The sequence below is a fragment of the Arenibacter troitsensis genome (assembly GCF_900177645.1).
Lineage (GTDB): Bacteria > Bacteroidota > Bacteroidia > Flavobacteriales > Flavobacteriaceae > Arenibacter > Arenibacter troitsensis.
Genome location: NZ_FXAO01000002.1, coordinates 541,609 through 566,700, shown reverse-complemented (window position 1 = coordinate 566,700; position 25,092 = coordinate 541,609). Strand labels below are relative to the sequence as shown.

Genomic DNA, 25,092 nt, shown 5'->3' with positions numbered 1-25,092 from the left:
AAGGTATCAGCGATTTAATTCGTCGGCTCTTTTTTTTGTAAATTCCATAGGAAATTTGGCATCTACCTCGTCCCACCAGGTATACAATTTTTTGTATAGATGATCCCTTAATTCCGGTAATTCGGAAGCTAAATCGTTCCTTTCCCCTATATCATTTTTAATATTATAAAGTTCCATCCTGTAATCATTTAGGAATAAGATCAATTTGTAATCCCCATCCCTAATGGCACTACTTGGACTACCTTTTTGGTTGGATTGGTGTGGGTAGTGGAAATAGGTGGCTTCATGAATATTCTGAGTATCTCCCTTTAGTAAGGGTACTAAACTTTTTCCATCCATATGCAAATCCGGTCTTAATGGTTGCCCGGTCATTTCCAAAATGGTAGGGTAGAAGTCGCTACTGGTAATAATGGCATCAGAAACGGTTCCTGGTTCTATATTTCCCGGCCATTTTATTATGGCCGGTTCCCTGATACCCCCTTCATACAACCAACCTTTTCCTGCCCTTAAAGGAGTGTTGGCCGTGGGAATGCCTTCTGAAGTGGAAAGGCCACCGTTGTCCGCAAAGAAAACTACTACAGTATTATCCGCTATGCCCTGATCTTTTATTTTATTAAGTATTTTTCCTACTGCCATATCCATAGATTCTACCATTGCCGCATATGTGGGATGATCTTGGGTCTTTCTATAGGTAAATGTTAGGTCTCCTTGGGTTTCTTCCGCAAATCTGTCTGCATCGGTCAGACCCAATTTTTCTTTCTTTTTGTTGTATTTCTCAACCCTATCTGCAGGGGCATCAAAAGGAGCGTGTACTGAATACAGAGAAAAGTATAGCAAAAATGGGTCGTCTCCGTATTGGTCTATGAAATTGACCGCTTCTTTAGCCAAGCGGTCTGTCATATATTCCCCTTCAGGACCATTCTCCAAATTGGGAATGTCCCATGGAGAGAAGTATTTGTTCTTAATATATAGGCCGCCCCTAAAATGCCCGGCAACATTAATATCAAACCCTTGTTTATCAGGCCAAAAGGTTTCTTCTCCTGCTACATTGTTTAGGTGCCATTTTCCCATAAAGGCGGTTTTATAGCCAGCCTCTTGGAGCAATTCTGGAAACAACACCTCCTCTAAAGGAAGGTTTCTTTTATATTCGGGATTTCCGGGACCTCCTATCCATTGGGTCAGTTCCATTCTTGCAGGGTTTTTTCCCGTTAGAATGGAAGCCCTGGTGGGAGAACAGATTGGCGATGCGGCGTAGGCCTGTGTAAAACGTATTCCTTCTTTGGCCAGCTCGTCTATATTGGGTGTTTCGTAAAAGGAACTGCCGTTGACAGAAATATCCATCCATCCTAGATCATCCACCAGGATAAACACAATATTGGGTTTTTTGTTTTGGGCATGAACATTCAAAGAGATGAAAATTCCAAACAACAATAAATATTTTCTTGTTAATTGGCGTGATATCATGGTTAATGGTGTTGATTTTGTTATAAGTAAGAGTGTTACTCTAATAAAGGTGACGAATTTGGAAAGGGCTTACCCTATGTTATTGTTAGGGAAAGTTAAATTTTTCGGAAATACGGTGTCTTTCCTTTTAATGTCATCTTGTTTTTAGAATAATAATGGCTTTGCCCATAATAATCCCCATAGATATTTTAAGGAAATTGCCTAAAACTTTTGATAAAGGCAAGCAATCTTGATTATATTTTCCAAGTTCTACATTTAAGCAGCTTCATGATTGAGGGAGGTTTAAGAGGCTTTTATTTGAAGTGATTTTGTAATTGTTCAGTTAGATTAGCAACTTTCTCCTTAAGTTCACCTTTGTCCGCTATATTAACATTTTCCTGTGGGTCGCTAAAATGGTCGAATAGTTCATGGTCCAAAAATTCACCTCTCTTTTTTGAGGTTTTGTCCCAACTATACCATTTTATGTACCTATACTGATCCGTCCTTATGGAATATCCCATGCGTTCTTGGTCCCTGGTTTCCTTAGGACCAAATCTTCCGAGTAGAAACTGACTAAAAGCAGCTGTTTTCCACTCTGTTTCTGGTTTGTCCAATAATGGGGTTAGGCTCTTACCTTGTAAATGGGCAGGAACAGGCAGTCCGGCCAATTCGCATAATGTGGGATAAATATCCACTAGTTCTGTAAGTGCCTTGCTTTTTTCGCCCTTGGCTTTAATTTTTGCCCCGCCAATAATCATAGGTACATGGGCATCAATATCATAGTTGGACATTTTTCCCCAACCATTGTGTTCCCCTAGTTTCCATCCGTGGTCGCCCCAAAGTACCACAATGGTATTCTTTAAAAGGTCCAATCTCTTTAATTCATCCATAATTCTACCAATTTGCGCATCGGTATAAGAAACACTGGCATAGTACCCATGTTTCACTTCCCGTTGCCGACCTATATCCCATGGTTGTTCCGAAGGTTTGGGTAGATTGTGGTTATCGTCATAATATCTTAATTCCTGATCTCCATGTACGGTATAATATGGACTGCCCTTGGGAGGGTATTGGTTGTTGGCCAATGGTATGGAATCCCTGTGGTACAGGTTCCAATATTTCTTAGGGGCATTAAACGGCAGATGCGGTTTGTAATAGCCTACCGAAAGGAAAAACGGTTTTTTGTCTATGGCCAATTCCTGTAATCTATGAATGGCATAGGTAGTTTGTGCTCCGTCATAATAGGCGTCGTCATAGACATCGGCACTTTCAACGGAATTTGCTTTGAGGTACCAATGGCCCAATGGATCCAGTCTATTTTTTCCTTCGGCGATCAACTTCTGTTTTTTAGCTTCTTGTATGTCCAGGTTCAATTTGGAGGCGTATACCGCATCCGGATCAAATGGGAACCCCTTTATATGAGGTCTTTCTGTCCAGCTTATAGAATCAGGTATGTCATTATGGAAAGTTTTTCCCAAGCCGATTGTAGTATAGCCATTTTGTTTAAAGTATTGTGGTAGGGTAACCACGTCTGGAAGTATGTCCCTAAATTTTGTAGCCAGATCCCAAACTTGTATGGAGTCTGGGCGTAAACCTGTTAATAAACTGGCTCTTGAAGGATTGCAGACCGCTTGTTGGCAGTATGTCCTAGTGAATACCACTCCTTCTTTGGCCAATGCATCAATATTTGGGGTTTTAATATAGGGGTTGCCATAACATCCCAATTCCGGCCTTAAATCGTCTACCGGTATAAAAAGAATATTGGGTGCAGCATTTCCGGTCGTGGCCATGTTTTCTTCACATGAGTAAAAGGTAGAACAGAGCGCGGCCAATCCTACAAGTGTTAACTGGGTAATATGTTTCATTTCTATGCTGGGCAATTTTGAATATTTCTTTTTCAAGAAGTTATAATTGATTTATATGCTTAAACAGTTCAATTTCTTTTTTAATTATCTATAAAATGGGCCTAATTAATTTTTTAAAATAACAAATCATCTTGTGGATATACTTTATAAAATATGTTTTAAAAGTAATCTAATAAGGTGATTTGGCAAATAAATTCTGAATTTTTTGAGGGAAATCGGAAACGATTTAATGTTATTATTAGATTTATTTTATTTTAATTAGTTGATAATCAATATTATGTGTTTATAATTTGATTTTACTTGAATTTATGGTTTATGGTTTTGTAGATATTTTTCTATATTTATAAAATTATTCCTTCGTATTGATTTTCTGTATTTTTTAATAATATTAATTTAGCATTAATAAGTGTTTAAAATGAATATTTCGGAATTTACAGCAAGTTTTTTTTGGTTGTTGTTAGTCTGATATTGCGCGGGTTAAGATTTTTGGTAGTTGAATAATTAATTATAGAGTAAGAATATGGGTTTTAGGAACTCGGTTGGTTTGTTAACTGCAATGTTGATCATTGTAGGTTGTTCGGAAGCTAAAAAGGAAAAGGGCAATGTTGGTACCAAGCCCAATGTTATACTTATTTATGCCGATGATTTGGGGAGGGGTCTACTTTCTGTTGAGGGACAGCGCATAATTAAGACACCTAATATTGATGGTTTGGCCAATGAAGGTATGCGTTTTGAAAATGCCTATGGTGCCATGTTCTGTGCCCCGGCAAGGGCCAGTCTTATTACGGGATATCACGATGCCCAAAAGGATAAGTGGAAAATAACTGCCGGCGGTTTGTACCTAAATATTTCCAGAGGGACCATGGATCAAGCGGAAATTGAACAGAAGCTGAATGATCAATTGGGTGAAATTCCGGAAAATGAAGTGTTTTTGGCAGAAGTGTTTAAATCTTCAGGATATGTTACTGGGGAAGTTGGTAAATTGGAATATGGCTTTTCAACTACAGACAAGCAGATGAAAAGACATGGCTGGGATTATTATTACGGATTTTTGGACCATGTACGTTGTCATGGGTTTTATCCACCTTTCTTGTTCGAGAATGGAAATTTGATCAACATTGAAGGCAATACCTTGGCGAACTGTGGCAAGACCATGGAACGGGAAACTGAAAAGGCCTATGAAGAAAGATGGAATATGGAAGGTAAGACGACCTATTCCCAAGACCTTTTCTTGGAAAAAATATTGACTTTTATTAGAAGTAATAAGAATAAACCATTTTTTCTTTACCATCCTACCCAATTGCCCCACGGTCCTGTTGCAATTCCCAGTGTGCACCATGAGTTTGTCAATGATGATAGGTTGACCCAAATAGAAAAGGAGTACGCATCCATGGTGAAAATGCTTGACGATCATGTGGGTGTCATTATAAATGAGTTGAAGACCCTTGGAATTGATGATAATACCATGGTAGTCTTTACCTCTGATAATGGGCATGAAATATATTACTCCAAGGAAGGCCGAATATTGAAACCGGTTAGGAATATGGCAACCGGGGAGTTCTTTGACGATGTAAATACCAAATATTACAGTGAATTGGCTGGAGATGTATTTGATGGCAATGATGGTATGGCGGGAATTAAAAGAAGTAATTGGGAAGGCGGGGTTAGAGTGCCCTTAATTGCCAGATGGCCCGGTAAAATAAAACCAGGAACAACTTCGAATGCCTTGGTTTCCAATTATGACTTTATGGCTACTATGGCCGATTTAGTGAATGTTGAAATCCCTGAGAGTAAGGACGGGGTATCCTACCTGCCCGAGTTATTGGGGCTAGAAGGACAAGAACACGATTATGTGGTGTATTCTTCTTTTTTGGGGCCTGCCATTGTATCCAAAGAAGGTTGGAAACTACGGTATTTTGCTGCTGACGATATTTTTCAATTATACTATCTGCCAGATGATTATAGGGAAGAAAAGAACCTTTATGAGGATAATACGGAGATAGCGGAAAGGTTGAAAAAAATATTGATAGAAGAATGTGACGGCGATTTGAACAATGGATGGTTCAAGGTGAAAAGTAGTGTTTTACCGTATATAAGGTCTTGATTGCGGAGGATCTTTAAATAGGCACACCATTTTAATTGCCGTAGGTTTTGTGCTAGAGGTGTATGGGATAATGAATTAATTTATTGTAATGAGATTTAAGGAACAAACCCCCGACGAATTCTTAATATCTGAATTAAAAAATAACAAAGAAGAGGCTTTTGATTGTATTTTTCGAAGGTACTACAAAGGACTTTGCGCCTATGCCTCCAATTATGTTTACGATCTGGACCAAGCTCAAAGTCTTGTTCAGGATTGCTTTGTGAAGCTGTGGGACAACCGTGATAGAGCGGATAGTATAGTAAGTTTACCAGCGTATCTGTCGCGCATGGTCAGAAACAGATGTATAGATCATATTAGGCAGGTGAAGTCGTTGGACAAGTTGCATGAAAAATTAGAATTGGAGGAGTTTGTGACCAACGCAGAGAATTCTTTGTTGTCCCGTGAGTTCGAGGAGCTTCTTGTCAAAGCAATTTCCACCCTGCCCAAAAAGAGTAAAATGGCCTTTGAATACAGTAGGTTCGAGAATCTTACCTATAAGGAGATTGGGGTTAAAATGAACATTTCAAGTAAGGCGGTCGAAGCTCTTTTAAGTAGGGCCTTAAAACTATTGCGTAAAGATTTGCAGCCTTATTTTACTGTAGTTATAGTTGCAGTTGTGGTTTGGATGTCAAAATTGTAGCTAAATCAACTTATTTAACGACAAGTTTAATTCATTTCCCTATATTGATTTTGTATAGATATCCTTTTGGAAAATAATAAGGCTTTCATAAACTTCTTCGTTACACTGCAGCATTTTCCATCATTTTCTGAAATCTTATCTGCCCTTATTCTAAAAATAATATTTATTTGATTTGGAAAAAAAATGATGGGTTGGCAACACTTTTTTACATTTAATATTCATGATGTAGAGTTTTTTTTACCTACGTCTTAAGTCTTGTTTTTACTGGGGAAGAAGGGTGTCGGAGTCATTCCTTTCTTGATCTGCACATTTAATACACAACATTAATTTAACTTTTTTTTTACATAAACGTAGGGTATGCTTTGTTTTGGCTCGTCATTTAGTTGAACCATATCTAAAAAGCAATTGGAAAAGGTAGAAAATAAGATTGAACGTATCATAGCCAAGTCCTTTAAAGGCGAACTGGATTCTAAAGAACAGGATTTCTTGGATCAATGGATTTCCATGTCGCAGGAGAACAAAAGGAAATTTGGGATTTACGAAAAATTGTGGAAAAGATCTGGAGAGTTGTTGTTGTCCAATACGATAGATATTGAGCAATCACTCTTAAAAACCAAAAAACGTATACCGGATTTTCGATTTAAAAGAAGAACCCGTTTTGGTAATTTTCGGGTTGCTGCAGTATTTATTCTTGCCATGGGTCTTGGATTCCTAATCAATTACCTTTTAGGAGGCAACGATTTAATTGATGGTACACCCCAAATAGTCTACCAAGAGGTAAGGGCGTCCTATGGCACCCGTACCAAGTTAATTCTAGCGGACGGAACCAATGTTTGGCTCAATTCAGGGAGTACACTTAAGTTTCCGATTGATTTTGATAATGTGGAGGAAAGGGCAGTGGAGTTAAATGGCGAAGGCTATTTTGATGTAACCAAGAATGAATCAAAGCCGTTTATTGTTAATACCTCCGGATTGGATGTAAAGGTGTACGGTACATCCTTTAATGTTTCCGCTTATGAGGAATACGACTCCATGGAAGTGGCTTTAGTGGAAGGAAAAGTAAGTCTAGTCCAAGGAGTTAAGGGAGATAGAAAGGAGTATATGGTTCTCAATCCCAATGATGTGGTAGAGTGCAATATAAGTGAAAAAAGATTGTCCAGGATCAGCGATTCCAAGATGAACAAGTATACGTCATGGAAAGACGGGCAAATGATTTTTTATGGAGATCCAATAGCTAAGGTTGTAAGCCGCTTGGAAAAATGGTACAACGTGGATATTGAAATAAGAGACAAGGCTTTGGAGAATTACCGGTTTACAGCAACATTTAATGATGAGTCTTTAGAGCAGGTCCTTAAACTATTAAGTCTATCCTCACCAATGGAGTATAACATTGTTGCATCAACAAAACAGAACGACGATAGCTTTAGTAGAAGGCAGGTAATTTTGTCGATTAAAAAATAAAAGCATTAACAACAACTCTGATAAAAACAACTTAAACTTCTTGCCTATGATGAGATGATTGAAAAAAACAGGAAAGTGTTGACGCACTTCCCTGTCTAAAATTTCCCTGAACTGAGAATTCAGGTAGTATAATAGTATCAATTTAATACCAATCCAAAATTATGAAAAAAAAGTTAATGGACGGGAAAGCCTTTAAGGTGTTTCCGCCTTCCAAAATGTTCCTCATTATGAAATTATTTGTACTAATTATTTGCTTGTCGTCATTCGCGGCTATTCCTGCCTCAAGTTATTCGCAGGATACCAAGCTTTCGCTTAGGGTAGCGAATACTTCCATTAAGCAAGTGTTGACGGAAATAGAAGAAAACAGTGAGTTTTACTTTGTGTATAACAATAACTTGGTTAATGTTGAAAGAAAAATAAGTCTGGATGTAAACAAATGGAAGATTTCCAAAATCCTGGATGCGATTTTCGAAAATGATGAAGTTGTCTTTTCCCTAATGGATAGGCAGATCATTATTTCACCAAAGAACATGGCGGGCGTAAAGAATGCTATGCAGAACACGGTTGCCGGTGTTGTTGTTGATGAATTTGATGGTCCCTTGCCTGGAGTTTCCGTAATGGTCAAAGGGACGTCTAAAGGTGCTGTTACCGATTTTGATGGAAAGTATACTATTACTGCATCTTCAGGTGAGACCTTGGTCTTTTCGTATTTAGGTATGAAAACTCAGGAGGTTACTGTGGGAGGAAGTAGCACTGTAAACATCAATATGGAGCCCGATGCTATGGGGCTGGAAGAATTTGTGGTAGTAGGATATGGGGTGTCCAAAAAGAGCGACTTAACGGGAGCTGTTGTAAGCGCTGATATCGAAAGATTATCTGAAATCCCTAATGTTTCGGTATTACAGGCCTTACAAGGTACTGTAGCGGGTTTGAACGTGGGTGCGGTAGATGCTGCCGGGGAGGATCCGACTATCTCTATAAGAGGTCAAAATTCGCTTTCCAGTGGTGCTGCGGCGAATCAACCTTTAATTGTAGTGGATGGAATAATCTATCGTGGCAATCTGGTAGACTTGAACAAGGCTGATATAGAATCAGTAGATATTTTAAAAGATGCCAGTTCTGCTGCTATTTACGGTTCTCAGGCGGCTAATGGGGTAATGTTGATTACTACCAAGAAAGGAAAAGTTATTGGGAAGCCAGTAATCAATTATACGGCAAGTTATACAGTGCAAACTCCTACAAGCAATGCATTGGAGCCTATGGAGTCTGCTGAATTAAAAGATTTCTTGGATGATGCTTATCCGGGACAAGATGTGCAATCATTATTGAATACCCAAGAAATGAGAGATGGGTATGCCAATGATTATAATAATGGTATGTGGGATATTATAACTGGAGATGGTTATATTAATAATCATAATATTAGTGTTAGAGGTAGATCGGAAGATTTTGGGTATTTTTTCTCTGGTGGTTTTACCGACGTTAAGGGTTTTATTATAAACGATACCTTTAAGAAAATTAACTATCGTATGAATTTGGATGCCAAAATCAACGATTGGTTAAGTGTAGGTACCGAGGCTTTTGTTACTACCAGTGATTACTCCGGTGCTTCTCCAAGGTCTGATTTATCCTTATTGGTCATGCCTTGGACTCCCTTATATGAAGAAGATGGTTCTCCAAGACAAATATTACAAAATACATGGACCAATCCTCTTTTGGATTTAGAGACTTTGGATAATGATAAAAGATTGAATTTGTTTGCCAATATTCATGCGGATGTAAAGTTGCCCATTGATGGCCTAAATTATAGGGTAAATTTCTCTCAAAACTATAGAACAACCAATCATGATAGTTTTGATCCCAATGGGGCAAACTTTACAGGATATGGATATAAAAATTCTTCAATTAATTACAATTGGACATTGGATAATATTTTAACTTATACCAAATCATTCAACAATATCCATAACATCAATGCAACCTTGGTATACGGTGTGGAAGAAATAACAACATCTTTTACAAATGCCAATGCACAAAATTTTACCAATGATATTTTGGGCTATAATGCATTGGAATCTGGTGATCCAACCTTGAATGTTATCAATACGGGGAAAGAAGGGGAACAGAGTCTTTATACTATGGGACGCCTACAATATGGATTTGACAATAAATATTTGTTAACAGGTACAATTAGAAGGGATGGTTTCTCCGGATTTGGAACCAACGAAAAAATTGGTGTTTTCCCTTCCATTGCAGCAGGTTGGGTTGTTTCTGAAGAAAACTTTATGGATAGCACCGATAACTGGTTAAATTATTTAAAGTTTAGAGGTTCCTATGGATCAACAGGTAGAAGGGCTGTGGGTAGATATGATACCCAGGCTACCGTAACCTCCACCGTTGCCGGAAATTTTGGTTATGTATTTGGCGACGGATTAACTCCAACGCAAACCCAAAATATAGAGTCATTGGCCAATAATAATTTAGGATGGGAGACTACCACGGGATTAAATGTAGGCGTAGATTTTGCTTTCTTAAATTCAAGATTAAGAGGTAATGTGGAGTACTATGACAATTCCACCAAGGATATCCTATATGCCATCCAGATTCCATATATTACAGGTTTTACTACTATTAATACCAATATTGGAGAAGTTGCGAATCACGGATTGGAAGTTTCATTGACCGGACAGATCGTAAAAAGTCCCGACTTTAAATGGGAAACATCTTTTAGTTTTTCACGAAATAGAAATGAAATCGTGTCTATTCTTGGGGCCGATGATGACGGAGATGGAATAGAGGACGATTTGGTAGCCAACAGATTGTTTATCGGTGAGCCTACCGGGGTGGTGTTCGATTACGAAATTATTGGCATGTGGCAAGAGGCAGACGAGGAAGCGGATGTAATTCCAAACGGATTTTTCCCTGGAACATATAAAATTGCCGATTTGGATGAGAGCGGGGATTATTCTGCAACTTTCGATAAAAAGATATTGGGATACACAGACCCTGATTACAGATTTGGTATAGCCAATACATTTACCTACAAGCAATTTAGCCTATATACTTTTATTAATAGTATTCAGGGTGGTAAGGATTATTACTACGGTACGGATGCTTTGATTTTTGGAGCGACCAATACACAAAACGAACGCTATATTTCCCAAAATGTGTTTAAGGGAGGCTGGGATTATTGGACCCCGGATAACCCTGATGCTAGATTCAGAGGGCTGGAAGGTCCGGGAACTTATGAGCCCAACCGTTACTTGCAACGAAATTTTGTACGTATCCAGGATGTTAGTTTGTCCTATACCCTTGATAAGGATATCTTGAAAAAGACAGGGTTTAGTAATTTAAAGTTATTTGTAAGCGGTAAGAACCTTGCCACTTTTACAAAATGGAGAGGATGGGATCCTGAAACGGGACAAGGCTATACTCAAGGGACTCCTTTGTTGGCAAATTACACAGTAGGTCTTAATGTTGAATTTTAAAAAAGAAGATTATGAAAACTAATAAATATATAATTTTATTGTCGGTTCTTTTTTTAGGTTTTTCTTCCTGTAATGAAGAAGAATGGTTAAAAGAGGAGGCCTACGATTTTTACAGTGCTGATAATTCCTTTAGAACAGAAAGTCAGTTTAATCAGGCCGTTGCAAGTCTGTATAATTTAACGGATTTATACACAGTTTGGGGTGGTGCCACTTCCCACTTTATTTTCCAATATACTACGGATATTGCTTATAATGCAATTGGCCCTAATAGTGAACTAAATTCATACGAAGATAGGTTAACACCAGAATATGTAAGGGTAAGAACCCCCTGGGAAAGGTCTTATGAGATAATAGCTCAGGCAAATACTATAATCGGCAGAATAGATGGTGAGGATACAGAATTTTCTTCAGAGGAAAAAAGAAACCAACTAAAGGCTGAAGCTTTGTTTTTTAGAGCATTTACGTATAGATATCTTGGTATTCTATATGGAGGGGTACCCTTATCATTGGAAGAAGTTACCGTTCCAAGAAGGGATTATGTAAGAGCTACGCAAGCAGAAGTTTTTGCCCAATGTATTGAGGATTTAAAATTTGCTGTAGCTAATTTACCAGACGTTTCAGAGTTGGGTAGCGAAGCTAGGATTACAGATGCGGTCGCCAATCACCTTTTGGCGGAACTCTACATAATTGTTGGAGATTATGATAAGGCTATTGCCAGTGCTTCCAGTGTAATCAACAATCCTAACTATGCCTTGATGACAGAGCGTTTTGGAAGCAAGTTAAATGAGGATGGCGACGTATATGGTGACCTTTTTAGAAGAGGGAACCAAAATCGTAGTTCAGGAAATACTGAGGGCTTATGGATAGCTCAATACGAGTATAATGTTACCGGTGGAGGTAGGGGAAGTATAATTACACAATACTTGGGGCCTCAGTATTATTTATTGCAAGGGAAGGCTGATAACAAGAATTTATTTATAGGGCCAACGAATCAAAACGGTGGACGCGGTATAGGCTGGTTTGCACCTTCAGATTTTATGTTGAACGATGTATGGGAAAGCGTACCCGGAGATATGAGAAACTCTGAGTATAATATTATACGAGATCTGGTTGTGGATAATCCTGAATCTGTCTACTATGGTCAAAAAATGGTTGAAAGTGATGCCATTAAAAGTATAGACACTTATAGAAGGCAATGGACGGCTATTTTTGCTAAAACTACTCCTATCAATGATTTCCCTGAAGAATTGTTTGTTGATTTTGAAACTGGTGAAGTAACAAGAAATGCATCCCAAACCTTTAGAGATCATTACCAAATGCGTTTGGCCGAGACTTATTTATTAAGAGCGGAAGCCTACTTGGGCAAGGACCAGACGGGTCTAGCAGCAGATGATATCAACGAGTTGAGAAAAAGAGCTCAGGCACCATTGGTTTCTGCAAGCGATATTGATATTGATTTTATCTTGGATGAAAGGGCTAGGGAGCTTCATTTTGAGGAATACAGGTTGTTGACTCTTAAGCGACTCGGGAAGTTGGTTGAACGTGTTACCGATCATAATCCATATTACAATGGTACTTATGATACAGGTTTTGTTATTCAAGACTACCATAACCTATGGCCTATACCCCAGCAGGAAATAGAAAGAAATACCGAGGCGGTATTGGAGCAAAACCCAGGATATGCCAATTAAAATACAAGGTTTATAATTAAAGTAATTGTACTAGAGGGCAGGGCTAAAATTGTTCTGCCCTCTATTTTTTTTATTACGAACGAAGGAATTGTAAACCACAACAAGTAAATATTATTTCGCTAAGTTAATCAGGATTATGTCATGATAAAAACCATTACTTTTTTAAGGGTCTATTTAATTATTTCCACAATAGTATTTATTGGATGTAATACTACGAATTCATCCGAAGACATAAGTAGGCAAAAAATTAAATTCGATTTTGATTGGAAATTTACTAAGGGCGATTTTCCAGAAGCGGCAGAATTAACTTTCAACGATAGTCAATGGGAGTCCGTAGATGTGCCTCATGATTGGAGTATAGCAGGGCCTTTTTTAAAGGAAAATCCAGCAGGGAATGTAGGGGCATATGCTCCTGGAGGTATTGGATGGTACAGAAAAAATTTCACTTTGGACAAATCCGATAAGGATTCCAAGGTCACTATTGAGTTTGGAGGTGTATACATGAACAGTGAGGTATGGATAAATGGAAATTATTTGGGAAAGAGGCCTTATGGTTATATTAGTTTTAATTACGACTTAACTCCCTATCTAAATTTCGGGGGAGAAAATGTACTATCCGTCAGGGTGGACAATTCCAAGGAACCTAGTGCAAGGTGGTTTACGGGTTCCGGTATCTACAGACATGTTTGGCTGGTGAAAACCAATAAACTTCATGTTGAAAGATATGGGGTATATGTAACAACTTCTTCCATTACCGAGGACAATGCCGTTGTGGAGATTAACACGCAGGTTCTAAATGGATTGGAAGATTCCAAGGAATTTACCTTGGTCAATAAAGTATACGATGCCAATAATCAATTGGTAGCCGAGCATCAATCCCAAGCTAACATCTTAGGGAACAAGGAACAGAAAATCCTTCAGAACTTAACGATAAGCAACCCTAATTTATGGTCCCCGGAGAATCCGTATCTATACACTCTAAAAACAGAGGTTAGGCTCAATGATGAGGTAGTGGACGAGGTGTCTACCAATATGGGGGTACGCAGTATTAAGTTTACAGCAGATAAAGGTTTTTTCCTAAACGGAGAAAATATTAAATTAAAAGGAGTTAACAACCATAGTGATTTGGGGGCCTTAGGTGCTGCAATGAACGATAAGGTTTTGGAAAGAAGACTTAAAATATTAAAGGAGATGGGGTGCAACGCCATCCGTACCGCGCATAACCCTCCTAGTACAGTGTTGTTGGATTTATGTGATAAAATGGGCTTTATGGTTATGGATGAGGCCTTTGATGAATGGATAGAATCCTGGCCGTTTGGAAATAAAAAGAAAGAAGGTAAGGCTGAGTTTGGATATCACCTGTATTTTGAGGAATGGGCGGAAAAGGACCTTACAGAATTAATTAGAAGGGATCGCAACCACCCGTCCATTGTTCTATGGAGTGTAGGTAATGAAATACCCGATGCCTGCTTTGAAGAAGGAACGGAACGTTTGAAGGTACTTATGGATGTGGTTAGACGTGAAGATGCTACAAGACCTATCACTTGCGGTATAACACACATGCATTTGGCCAACGAGAGTGGATTTGCCAGTCTTTTGGATGTTACAGGTTACAATGGAGGCGGGGGTTCTGCTTTTATGTACGAAAAGGACAAGGAAACCTACCCTGAGAGAAAATTTGTAGCCACCGAGGTACCACATACTTTCCAGACACGTGGTGTTTACCAAAGTAAATCATGGGTCCGTGGAAAAAATCCATTAGGTGGTATTATGGAAGTTCCAGACCTAACGGAAGAGGAAGTATTTGGTGAAATCAGTAAATATTACAGCTCATCCTACGATAATTCCATGGTGCGTATTTCTGCTAGGGATTCATGGAGGCGTACTAGGGATTTTCCATATATGGCCGGGGAATTTAGATGGACAGGTTTCGATTATTTAGGGGAGTCCATGTTTGGATGGCCTGCGAAACTTTGGAATTTTGGTATAATAGATATGTGTGGATTTCCTAAGGATACCTATTATTTCTATCAAAGTCAATGGACCGAGGAGCCTATGGTACACATTCTTCCCCATTGGAATTGGGAGGGTAAGGAAGGCGTAGAAATTCCTGTTGTGGCCTACTCCAATTGCGATAGTGTTGAACTGATTCTTAATGGCAAGTCGCTTGGCAAAAAGGAAATGGGAGATCTTATGGATCTAATGTGGAAAGTTCCCTATGAAGCGGGAACCATAATAGCTAAGGGCTTTAAAGATGGTAAGATGGTTTGTGAGAAAGTAATCACCACCGCTGGCGCACCTGCTAGAATAGAATTGTTGGCGGATACCAAAGTCATTAATGCCAACGGACAGGATGTGGTACATGTAGAGGTGAATATTTTGGACGCCAACAATAATTTTGTTCCGGACGCTTTCAATCAGATCAAATTCACGGTAGAAGGGGAGGCAACCATTTTAGCCGTGGATAACGGAGATCCAAAAAGTGAGGAAAGTTTTGTGGGCGACACTAGAAAGGCCTTTAACGGAAAATGTATCATCATTGTAAAGGCCACAAAAAAGGGTGGACCAATTACCATAACGGCCGAAGGAGAAGGCTTGAAAGGTGCCCAAGTAGTGGCGAAATCAATTTAATTGCATGTTCACAATAAAAAGTTAGATGAAAGAAGCTTTTCAATTTCAAATAAGAAAGAAAAACAGATCAAGTATAGCCAGGAAAAGTACCGCTAATAGCAAGGCAATAGCCATATGCTTTTATTTACTTTTCTTATTCCAGTACAACGCTATGGCCCAGACGTCCAATTCGGGAACTGGGAGTGGTGTGGAAAACAACAATAAATTATGGTATCTAGAGCCGGCCTCCGATTGGATGGAAGCACTTCCTATTGGTAACGGCAAAATTGGAGCCATGGTTTTTGGGGGTGTTGAACAGGAAAAACTTCAACTCAATGAGGAGTCGGTTTGGGCCGGTCCACCAATACCCGAAAATAGGATAGGGGCATATAAGTCCATTGAAAAGGCCAGGGAATTAATTTTTCAGGGCGATTATGCCGAATCGGATAAACTGGTTCAGGACGATGTTATGGGGCCGCGGATAGCCCCAAGAAGCTATCAGCCATTGGGTGATTTGATCCTTGATTTTAAATTGCAAGGTGTTCCTTCAAATTATAGGAGGGAACTGGATATCAATTATGCCATTGCAAAAACTAGTTTTGCGATAGACGGTGTAAATTTTACGAGGGAATATTTTAGTAGTGCCATAGATGATGCCATAGTGGTGGTGTTGACCGCGGACAAACGTAATTCCATTTCTTTGGAATTGAAAATGCAGCGCGAGGCAGATTTTGAAGTGGCCAACGTAGGTAAGAATAGATTAAAAATGTGGGGACAGGCCAGTCAGAAAGGCAAGCATTTGGGAGTGAAGTATGAAACTCAAATTATGGCTTTGCCTAAAGGGGGCGACATAAAATCCGGAAATGGTACTATTTCCATCAGTAATGCCAACTCTCTAGTGCTCTTTATTTCGGCCGCAACGGATTATAATGCAGCAGCGCCTTTTTCCCCGTTGACCCAAAATTTAAGTACCGTTTGCGCTACTAAATTGAAGAAGGCGGCAAAAAGGTCCCTCAATAAATTGAAAGAAGATCACATTGCCGATTATCAAAATTATTTCAATAGGGTAGCCCTGGATTTAGGGGGCTTAAAGGAGTCTGTTAGACCTACCAACAAACGCTTAGAAGCCGTAGCTAACGGGGCAGATGATCCTGCCTTAATGGCCTTGTATTTTCAATATGGCCGTTATTTGTTGATTTCCTCCTCCAGGCCTGGGAGTTTGCCTGCTAATTTGCAAGGTATTTGGAACAATCATTTGGCTGCGCCCTGGAATAGTGACTACCACACCAATATAAATATGCAGATGAATTATTGGCCTGCAGAGGTGACCAATCTTTCGGAGTGCCATGAGCCTTTCTTCGATTTTATAGAAAGTTTGGTTATCGCGGGACAGAAGACAGCCCAGGAGGTATATAACAGTGATGGTTTTGTGGTTCATCATACCACAGATGTATGGCATTGGACCTCGCCCATCGGAAAGGTGCAATACGGAATGTGGCCAATGGGCGGTGCATGGTGTACACGCCACTTTATGGAACACTATAATTTTAACAGGGATAGGGCATTCTTAAAAGATCATGCGTACCCCATTATGAAAGAGTCGGCGAAATTTCTTTTGGATTGGTTAACCAAAGACCCACGCTCTGGTAAGCTAGTATCAGGTCCTTCCACGTCACCAGAGAATAAATTCTATACCCCAAAGGACCCAGAAGTGTTTGCTAATTTGGACATGGGCAATGCCATGGATCAGGAAATTATATGGGACAATTTCACCAATGTGTTGGAAGCGGCAGAGATTCTTAAAATAGAGGATGAATTTGTGGAAAGGGTTAAGGAGGCGCTCGCCAATCTTTCCCTGCCAAAAATTGGATCGGACGGTCGTTTAATGGAATGGTCCCAAGAGTTTGAAGAAGTGGACAAGGGACATCGTCATTTGAGTCATTTGTACGGTCTTTATCCAGGAAATCAATTTACAGAGAACAAGACTCCATATTATATAGATGCTATAAACAGGAGTATAGAATACCGTCTTTCCAATGGTGGTGGACATACCGGATGGAGTAGGGCATGGATCATTAATTTTTATGCGCGCTTGGGCAATTCAGAAAAGGCCTATGAAAATATTAAGGCGCTTTTGGCTAAATCTACAGCTAAGAATTTGTTCGATTACCACCCTCCATTTCAGATAGATGGAAATTTTGGCGGAACCGCTGGTATAGCGGAGACCTTGATGCAGAGTCATGAAACTGATGAAAGTGGTGTCACGATCATTCGCCTTTTGCCTGCTTTGCCTTCGGAATGGCCAACAGGGAGTGTTTCCGGATTAAAGGCCAGGGGAGGTTTTGAAGTGGATGTGGTATGGAGAAACGGGGCATTGGAGTCCGTATCTATAATGTCCAAAGAAGACAAAACGTGTAAGTTGCAAATTGGGGATGTCACCATGAGTGTTGAGGTGTCCGCCGGAAGTAAGCAAACAATAACAGAATTTAAATGATATATATTAAAATGACAGGCCAAAAAATTGGTGCGCTCATCGCTGTTTTTCTACTTTTTGGTTTGGTGGGATGCAAGGTGCAGGAAAAAGTGGCTGAAAACAATAAAATGGTTTTGTGGTATCAGTCCCCTGCAAAAAAGTGGACAGATGCCTTTCCTTTGGGTAATGGCAAGTTGGGAGCCATGTGTTTTGGAGGTACCGATGTGGAACGTTTTCAGTTGAACGAAAAAACGTTGTGGGCAGGAAGCCCCAGCAATCCTTATGCCCAAGATTACCACGCCAAGCTGAAAAAAGTCCAGAGCTTGATTTTGGAAGGAAAGATCAAGGAGGCCAATAAATATGGAGTTGAAAACATGACTGCAGCACCTGCCTCCTTTAGGTCCTATGAACCTTTGGCCGATTTATTGATATCCTTTGATAATAGGGATTCTGTACAAAATTATAAGCGGGAATTGGATTTGTCGCAGGGCTTACATAGGGTAACCTATAGTGACATGGGCTCCAAAATAATTAGTGAATCCTTTATTTCTGCGGTGGATAATGCCTTGTACGTGCGGATAACTACTAATGGTGGGAGGAAGATAAACTGTAGTATCGGATTGGAACGTGCTAAAGACGCTATCATTAAGGCGCTTCCCAATGGCCTGTTACATATGGATGGCCAGATAGTGGACATTGAAGCACCAATGGCCAGGGATGAAAATGCCGGTGGATCAGGAGCAGGAGGAGAGCATATGCGTTTTGCTGCACGAGTGAAAAGTGAAGTCACTGGTGGAAGCATTACAGCCATGGAAGATAGGTTGGTAGTGCAGAATGCGGAAGAGCTTATAATTAAGTTAACTGCCGCTACTGATTATAATTTGTCCAAATTAGATTTTGACAGCACTATAGACCCAGCGGTTTTAGCTAATGAAAATCTAAATAAGGTTATAGCTACCTCATGGTCGGCATCCAAACAGGCTCATGTGGAAGACCATAGAAATTTGTTTGACCGCGTGGAACTTGATTTTGGGAATTCTCCAAAAGATTCCCTACCTACAGATCAGCGATTATTGGCGTACAAGCAGGAAGGGCAAGATCCGGGCTTGGAGGCACAATTGTTTCAATTTGGAAGATATCTTTTGATGGGCAGTTCACGTGCCGATGCCATTCTTCCAGCAAACCTACAAGGGATATGGAGTGAAAGAATGTGGGCACCTTGGGAAGCAGATTACCATTTAAATGTGAATTTACAGATGAATTATTGGCCAGCGGATGTTACCAATATTCCTGAGACATTGGATCCCCTGGTAAATTGGTTTGAGCTGATAGCCGAAACCAGTAAGCCCTTGGCAAAAGAAATGTATGGTTCGGACGGATGGTTTTCACATCATGCCTCAAATCCGTTCGGGCGGGTAACTCCATCTGCTTCTTCCTTCGATTCCCAATTTAACAATGGAGTTTTGGATGCCCTTCCCGGGGCCTGGATGACAATGAATTTATGGGATCACTACGAGTTTAGTCAGGACAAGGTGTTTCTAAAGGAAAGGCTTTACCCATTGTTGTCTGGAGCTAGTGAATTTATACTGGATGTATTGGTAGCCGATTCTGAAGGGGTGCTGCATTTTATGCCGTCCTCCTCTCCGGAAAATCAATATAGGGACATTGCGACTGGGGAAATGATGCGAATTACTTCCACATCTACCTATCACTTGACCATCATCAAAGCGGTTTTTAAAGCGACTTTGGAGGCCGGTTCCATCTTGGGTGTGGGTAACGAACAGCGGGAACGTATTCTTGCAGCTGAAGCTGCCTTGCCGAAAATACCTATTGATTCCAATAACGGTAGGATAATGGAATGGCGTCAGCCATTGGAAGAAAAGGAACCTGGACACAGACATCTTTCCCATTTATTAGGCCTACATCCTTTTACACTGATCACCAATGTAACCCCGGAACTTTACGAGGCGGCAAGTGAGAGTTTGGCATGGAGGGAGAAAAACGGTCATGGAGGAATGGGATGGGCCTATGCCCATGCATTGCTGATGCATGCAAGATTATTGGAAGCGGAGAAAGCACATAAGAGTGTTGTAACCTTGCTTTCCAGGGGCAATAAGTCCAGTTTGATGAATACGATAGGGCCTTTTCAAATAGATGGTAATTTGGGAGCTGTTGCCGGTATTGCCGAAATGTTGATTCAAAGCCATACGAAAGATGAAAATGGCAACTATGTTATTCACCTATTGCCCGCGATTCCCAAAGCATGGTCCAATGGTAAGGTTTCCGGCTTAAAAGCTAGAGGGAATTTTGAGGTAGATATGGAGTGGAGCAATGGTACATTGACCTCTGTATTGTTGTATTCAAAGAATGGAGGCTCTTGCAGTGTAAAAGCGGGGGATGATTTGATGAAGGTAACATTGAAAGCGGGAGAGAAAAAGGAATTTGACCTTCGAAACCATAAATAATTAGTGGGATATGTGTTTTAAAAGTCTTAGAAAGGGCTTTTTTAAAAGTGTTTAAACAAAAAAGGGACTGTCATTTCGGACAGTCCCTTTTTTTATTTTGCTTCTTTTACCTCTAAGTTCAGGGTATTTCCTTCCTCGTCAATGGTCTCGAAGGCAATTTGTGCCACTTTTCCGTTTTCCGATGGAGCAACCTTCACGAAGATAAAGCCACCTGTAGGCTCTTCCTGAATATAAGGTTGTTTTATTAATCCTAAGGGGTCTGTAGAATTGGGGTCACCAGGTTTTCTTCCGGGTCTGGAGTTCTGTCCATTTATGGAACCCGTGCCAAATTCTTCAAAACCAGCCGGGTGTATGGTATGATATTGCCAATGACGATCACCAGTTATGATATAAAAATTCTTATCTAGATTATTTTTCTTCAGCCAATAGAAAAAGGCATCACGTTCGTTTTGAAAACCACCATAACTAACATGGTTATCGTGTTTGGAGGCATCATCCGGCCCAACAAGGGGAGAGGCCACAATAAACAGCTTAAAGGTAGCCTCACTAGCCAATAATGACTGCTTTATCCACTCTAGTTGTTCCTTGCCCCAGATAGATTTGTGGGGGCCATCGGGTTTGTCATTGGCATCTCTGTAATCCCTCCCTTCGGGCATCCAGATCTGGAGGTGTTTGTTGACTTGTCGGGTACGGAAGGTAACTGGGTTTTCATCTGCAGGATCAGCAATTGGCGCTTGTTCCAAAAAAGTGGCCCTGGCGGTCTGTGGGGAAGGCGCTATGCCATTCTCTACATTATCGCTATCATTATATCTGTATTCGTGGTCATCCTTCATTAAATAGACGGGTACTTGGCGTAAAAAACGCTCCATACGGGGCATACCCATTTGTCGGTGCCATTTGGATCTCAATTCAGGAAGTGTTTTGGCGATTCCTTTATTGGGGTAATCGTAATAGACCGTATCACCTGTCTGTACCCAGAAGGCAGGTTTAAGATTTTTCATGACCTCCAAGGCAGGATACCCCAGTTTTCGGTCTTCACCTTCAGCGGCCCTACTCTTACTACCGGCTCTTTGCAAACCTCCTCCCAAGAAGAATTTGCCCAGATTTAGGCATGAAGTAACTACAAAGGAGGTCGGTTTTTCCGAATCCAAGGGCTGGAGGGTACTAAATTGACTTACAGGTCCTTTTTTGGTACGGGAGGTAGTGGGACCATAATGTACACGAACATAATATTGGGTATCTGCCTTGAGTCCGTTGATCCGATACTTAATTATAAAATCCCGATCCGGAGTAGCTAGTAGCCATGGTGATACTTCTGAATTCTTGAACTTGGGGTTATCGGCTATTTCAAATTTGGCCGTTCCCTCTACACCGGCAATGTCGAAGGCCAAAAGCGCCTCCGCAGTATCAAATCCATTTTCGGGCATCTTATTGGTAGCGGTTAATCTAGTCTGCAAAATGGCAGAGGTTTGGGTAACTTCCCCTGTCATTTGTGGAAAACTGTAGATTTTGGTTTTGGAATCCAAAAATTCCCAGGAGGGCTTAAACGACAAGGCGGTGACTCCAGCTCCTGATAATTTTATAAAATTACGACGCTGCATTTATTTATATTTAATTGGGTGGACGGAATTCCACCGGTAATTTTTTCTTGATTATAAAGTTGGCCAAGAAAGGGTGATATTTTGGAGTAATGATGTGAGTAACCTACTTCATATTCTCCCAAATAGGACCTTCATCCCTAATTTCAATCCATTGTTCCAACATTAAAGGCCTTATCATATCTACTAATTCTGGTTTTATCGAAGCTAGGTCGTTTCTTTGTTCAGGATCGTTGGACAGGTCGTATAGTTCAAATTTTACAGGAACGGAAGACTTCATCCAGTCCATTAAAGTCTCATTTTCCAATTTTTCGGGAAACCAACCCAGCAGGGTGTAATTGTTATAACGCATTGCCATATGTGGCATTCTAAAATAGGTGTCCTCGTGGGTGGGAAATACCCATAAATAGGGTTTGTTCCTAGCTGTTTTTTTACCTAAAAACGCCGGTAAGGCATCAGTACCGTCCAAGATATTGTTTTTTGTTGTTTCAAGCTCGGCCAAGTTGGCTATGGTAATCATGAAATCCGTGGCCACGACCAATTCATCACTTGTGGTTCCGGCTGGAATTTTACCAGGAAAACGTACTATACCGGGAACCCTATGGCCTCCTTCATAAGGATATCTTTTCATACCTCTGAAGTTACCCGGAGTGCCAAAGCAAAAGTCCCTAGTGGGCGCCTCCCATTCTCCTTTGGACTCCTCAAGGTTTACCGGATGTTCCGGACCGTTGTCACTGGTGAAAATAACCATAGTATTGTCCTTCAGGTTTTCCTGATCTACCGTTTTCATTAAATTGGCAAAGGCATTATCCAATTGTGAAATGGTACCGTAGTACTCCTTTTTGTTTTGACTTATATCGTACTCTGTTCTAGCTATACCTCCGTAATTAATTGCGTGTTCCAAAGAATCAACGGTACTATTATTATATTTTTCACTGTATTCTTCCGGAGGCGACAAGGGCGCATGTGGCTCGTGTGTAGAGACAATGAGAAGGAAAGGTTTGTTCTTGTCCCTTTTATTGGTGAGCCAGTCTATAGCCTCCTCGGTCAGTACGTCACAATACCATCCATCAACCTCACCTACCGCTTCTCCGTTTCTAATGAACTTTGTAAAATTTTTAGGTCCCTCATAAGCGTTATGGGTTGAGGCAAACCAATAATCAAAGCCTTGGTCCCCGGGATGGGGTTCTTTGATCTTTTCTGATTTTTCCAATTTTGATAAATGCCATTTTCCCAGAAAGGCGGTCTCATATCCTCCAGATTTTAGCATTTCGGCAATGGTGGTTTCGCTATCCCTTAGATGGGCGCCCTTGTAACCCTGTAGGTAATAAATTCCACTTCTATAGGGATGTCTACCTGTTAAAAGCCCTGCTCTGGATGGGGAGCAAACAGTTCCGGCAGAATGGCAATCGGTAAGCAAAACCCCTTCCGAGGCAAACTTATCTATTGCAGGGGTCTCGATTATGGGATTGCCATAGCAGCCCAAATCCCCGTAACCCATGTCATCGGTCAAATAAATAATGATATTGGGTTTTGAAGCTTTTTCTGTAGAAGTATGTTCATTTTTAGATTTGCAACCCATAAGTACGGTTGCACATAGAAATATGCCGCTAATTAATTTTATCCTTTTCATCATCAATTTGTGTAGGTTCTGCATAACGGTTATTCTGTAAACTTTACTTGGACTTTCCCCAATCAGGACCTTCATCCCTTATGTCTTTCCATTGTTCCAACATCAGGGGTTTTAATTGGTTTATTATTTCCGGCTGTGATACGGCCAAGTCATTTTTTTGTTCTGGATCGGTAGATAGATCATAGAGTGCGAATTTTTCGGGAACGGACGACTTCATCCAATTAATGAGGTTGCTACCGTCTTTGTTTTCAGGAAACCAACCTAGAAGGGTGTAATTGTTATAGCGCATGGCCATATGTGGCATTCTGAAATAGGTGTCCTCATGAGTTGGAAAAAGAAATAAATAGGGCTTGTCCCGCTTCGTTTTTTCACCGAGAAATGCTGGAAAGGCATCTATGGCGTCTAAAGTTATATCGCTAGAGGTATTTACATTGGCTAGTTTGACGGCGGTAGTAATAAAATCTGTCCCTACTACAAATTCATCGCTAGTGGTTCCGGCGGGAATTTTACCAGGATAGCGTACTATACCAGGTACCCTGTGTCCACCTTCATAAGGATATCGTTTCATGCCTTTATAAATTCCGGGAGTTCCAAAGGACATATCTCGAATCGGATCTTCCCATTCTCCTTTTGATTCTTCCAAGTTTACGGGGTGTTCAGGGCCGTTATCACTTGTAAAAATGACCATGGTATTGTTAGCCAAATTTTCTTTATCAACCGTTTTCATCAAATTACCAAAGGCGTCATCCAATTGTGAAACGGTGCCGTAATATTCTTTTTTATTTTGGGTAATATCATATTCTGGTCGCGCTACCCCGCCATAACTGATCGATTTTTCTAAACTGTCCACCTCGGCATTGTTGTACATCTCGCTGTATTTTTCGGGAGGTGCAATTGGAGTGTGGGGTTCGTGTGTAGAAACAATGAGTAGGAACGGTTTGGATTTGTCCCTGATATTGCTAAGCCAATTGGTGGCCTCCTCGGTAAGTACATCACAATACCAACCATCTACTTCCCCTACAGCTTCCCCGTTCCTGATAAATTTCCCAAAATTTTTGGGACCTCCAAAAGCATTATGGGTAGAGGCGAACCAATAATCAAAGCCTTGGTCTCCAGGACCGGGTTCATCATGTTTTTCACTTTTTTCCAATCTGGACAAGTGCCATTTTCCCATAAAGGCGGTTTCATAGCCACCGGACTTTAGCAGTTCGGCTATGGTAACTTCATCTTTCTTCAAATAAGCTCCATAGGCTCCCTGAATATAATAAAAACCACTTCTATAAGGGTTTCTCCCCGTTAGCAAACCTGCCCTGGATGGGGAGCATACCGTTCCCGCCGAATGGCAGTCGGTCAATAATACCCCTTCCGAAGCAAATTTATCTATAAAAGGGGTTTTGATAATGGGGCTTCCATAGCAACCCAAGTCCCCATACCCAAGATCATCCGTAAGGTAAATAATGATGTTGGGTTTCTTTTCTTCTTCTTTTTGCGGTGTCTTCTCTTTACAGGATGAAAAAAGAACAAGCAATGAAAGGGTGAAAATTTGTAAAATCGGTGAACTTGATTTTCTCATTATGGGCAC

13 protein-coding genes are annotated in these 25,092 nt (G+C 40.4%); 8 read left to right on the top strand and 5 right to left on the bottom strand.

What is annotated here, in order from left to right; genetic code table 11:
- Nucleotides 1–6: 6 nt before the first annotated feature.
- On the bottom strand, nucleotides 7–1,464 hold the full coding sequence (locus tag B9Y87_RS06915; protein ID WP_217807495.1) for a sulfatase: 1,458 nt from the start codon (nucleotides 1,462–1,464) through the stop codon (nucleotides 7–9).
- A 293-nt stretch (nucleotides 1,465–1,757) separates the two neighbouring features.
- On the bottom strand, nucleotides 1,758–3,308 hold the full coding sequence (locus B9Y87_RS06905; protein WP_085497586.1) for a sulfatase: 1,551 nt from the start codon (nucleotides 3,306–3,308) through the stop codon (nucleotides 1,758–1,760).
- Nucleotides 3,309–3,828: 520 nt separating this feature from the next.
- Between B9Y87_RS06905 and B9Y87_RS06900 the strand changes: the two genes are divergently transcribed.
- The 8 genes from B9Y87_RS06900 (at nucleotide 3,829) to B9Y87_RS06865 (ending at nucleotide 20,279) form a co-directional block, all read left to right on the top strand.
- Nucleotides 3,829–5,412, top strand: a complete 1,584-nt coding sequence (locus B9Y87_RS06900) for an arylsulfatase (RefSeq protein WP_085497455.1) — start codon at nucleotides 3,829–3,831, stop codon at nucleotides 5,410–5,412.
- A gap of 88 nt (nucleotides 5,413–5,500) precedes the next feature.
- On the top strand, nucleotides 5,501–6,091 hold the full coding sequence (locus B9Y87_RS06895; RefSeq protein WP_085497453.1) for an RNA polymerase sigma-70 factor: 591 nt from the start codon (nucleotides 5,501–5,503) through the stop codon (nucleotides 6,089–6,091).
- A 405-nt stretch (nucleotides 6,092–6,496) separates the two neighbouring features.
- Nucleotides 6,497–7,552 carry a FecR family protein gene (locus B9Y87_RS06890; RefSeq protein WP_085497450.1) on the top strand — a complete coding sequence of 352 codons (1,056 nt, stop codon included), beginning with the start codon at nucleotides 6,497–6,499 and terminating at the stop codon, nucleotides 7,550–7,552.
- A 161-nt stretch (nucleotides 7,553–7,713) separates the two neighbouring features.
- Nucleotides 7,714–11,040 (top strand): TonB-dependent receptor, encoded by a 3,327-nt coding sequence (locus B9Y87_RS06885; protein WP_085497448.1) that lies wholly within the window; start codon nucleotides 7,714–7,716, stop codon nucleotides 11,038–11,040.
- A gap of 11 nt (nucleotides 11,041–11,051) precedes the next feature.
- Entirely contained in the window at nucleotides 11,052–12,731 is a 1,680-nt protein-coding gene (locus tag B9Y87_RS06880; protein ID WP_085497446.1) for a RagB/SusD family nutrient uptake outer membrane protein, read from the top strand.
- A gap of 141 nt (nucleotides 12,732–12,872) precedes the next feature.
- A complete protein-coding gene (locus tag B9Y87_RS06875) occupies nucleotides 12,873–15,362 on the top strand; it encodes a glycoside hydrolase family 2 TIM barrel-domain containing protein (protein WP_085497444.1) in 2,490 nt (829 codons plus the stop codon).
- A gap of 25 nt (nucleotides 15,363–15,387) precedes the next feature.
- The gene (locus B9Y87_RS06870) at nucleotides 15,388–17,835 is read left to right on the top strand and encodes a glycoside hydrolase family 95 protein (protein WP_085497441.1); all 2,448 of its coding nucleotides are present in this window, start codon (nucleotides 15,388–15,390) and stop codon (nucleotides 17,833–17,835) included.
- Nucleotides 17,832–20,279, top strand: coding sequence for a glycoside hydrolase family 95 protein (locus B9Y87_RS06865; protein ID WP_085497440.1), 2,448 nt, complete (start codon nucleotides 17,832–17,834; stop codon nucleotides 20,277–20,279). Before B9Y87_RS06870 ends, B9Y87_RS06865 begins: the two co-directional genes overlap by 4 nt.
- Before the next feature lie 92 nt (nucleotides 20,280–20,371).
- Here the strand turns inward: B9Y87_RS06865 and B9Y87_RS06860 are convergent, their stop codons facing one another.
- The 3 genes from B9Y87_RS06860 to B9Y87_RS06850 form a co-directional block, all read right to left on the bottom strand.
- Nucleotides 20,372–21,880 carry an alkaline phosphatase D family protein gene (locus tag B9Y87_RS06860; protein ID WP_085497438.1) on the bottom strand — a complete coding sequence of 503 codons (1,509 nt, stop codon included), beginning with the start codon at nucleotides 21,878–21,880 and terminating at the stop codon, nucleotides 20,372–20,374.
- Nucleotides 21,881–21,983: 103 nt separating this feature from the next.
- On the bottom strand, nucleotides 21,984–23,534 hold the full coding sequence (locus B9Y87_RS06855) for a sulfatase family protein (protein WP_217807494.1): 1,551 nt from the start codon (nucleotides 23,532–23,534) through the stop codon (nucleotides 21,984–21,986).
- 19 nt (nucleotides 23,535–23,553) lie between these two features.
- Nucleotides 23,554–25,083 carry a sulfatase family protein gene (locus tag B9Y87_RS06850; protein ID WP_085497582.1) on the bottom strand — a complete coding sequence of 510 codons (1,530 nt, stop codon included), beginning with the start codon at nucleotides 25,081–25,083 and terminating at the stop codon, nucleotides 23,554–23,556.
- Nucleotides 25,084–25,092: the final 9 nt, after the last annotated feature.

Excerpts from the sequence above, each read along its gene's own strand:
- B9Y87_RS06865 (WP_085497440.1), top strand. The coding sequence starts at position 17,832 with ATGATATATATTAAAATGACAGGCCAAAAAATTGGTGCGCTCATCGCT.
- B9Y87_RS06915 (WP_217807495.1), bottom strand. The coding sequence starts at position 1,464 with ATGATATCACGCCAATTAACAAGAAAATATTTATTGTTGTTTGGAATT.
- B9Y87_RS06880 (WP_085497446.1), top strand. The coding sequence starts at position 11,052 with ATGAAAACTAATAAATATATAATTTTATTGTCGGTTCTTTTTTTAGGT.
- B9Y87_RS06875 (WP_085497444.1), top strand. The coding sequence starts at position 12,873 with ATGATAAAAACCATTACTTTTTTAAGGGTCTATTTAATTATTTCCACA.
- B9Y87_RS06870 (WP_085497441.1), top strand. The coding sequence starts at position 15,388 with ATGAAAGAAGCTTTTCAATTTCAAATAAGAAAGAAAAACAGATCAAGT.
- B9Y87_RS06860 (WP_085497438.1), bottom strand. The coding sequence starts at position 21,880 with ATGCAGCGTCGTAATTTTATAAAATTATCAGGAGCTGGAGTCACCGCC.
- B9Y87_RS06905 (WP_085497586.1), bottom strand. The coding sequence starts at position 3,308 with ATGAAACATATTACCCAGTTAACACTTGTAGGATTGGCCGCGCTCTGT.
- B9Y87_RS06900 (WP_085497455.1), top strand. The coding sequence starts at position 3,829 with ATGGGTTTTAGGAACTCGGTTGGTTTGTTAACTGCAATGTTGATCATT.
- B9Y87_RS06885 (WP_085497448.1), top strand. The coding sequence starts at position 7,714 with ATGAAAAAAAAGTTAATGGACGGGAAAGCCTTTAAGGTGTTTCCGCCT.
- B9Y87_RS06850 (WP_085497582.1), bottom strand. The coding sequence starts at position 25,083 with ATGAGAAAATCAAGTTCACCGATTTTACAAATTTTCACCCTTTCATTG.
- B9Y87_RS06855 (WP_217807494.1), bottom strand. The coding sequence starts at position 23,534 with ATGCAGAACCTACACAAATTGATGATGAAAAGGATAAAATTAATTAGC.
- B9Y87_RS06895 (WP_085497453.1), top strand. The coding sequence starts at position 5,501 with ATGAGATTTAAGGAACAAACCCCCGACGAATTCTTAATATCTGAATTA.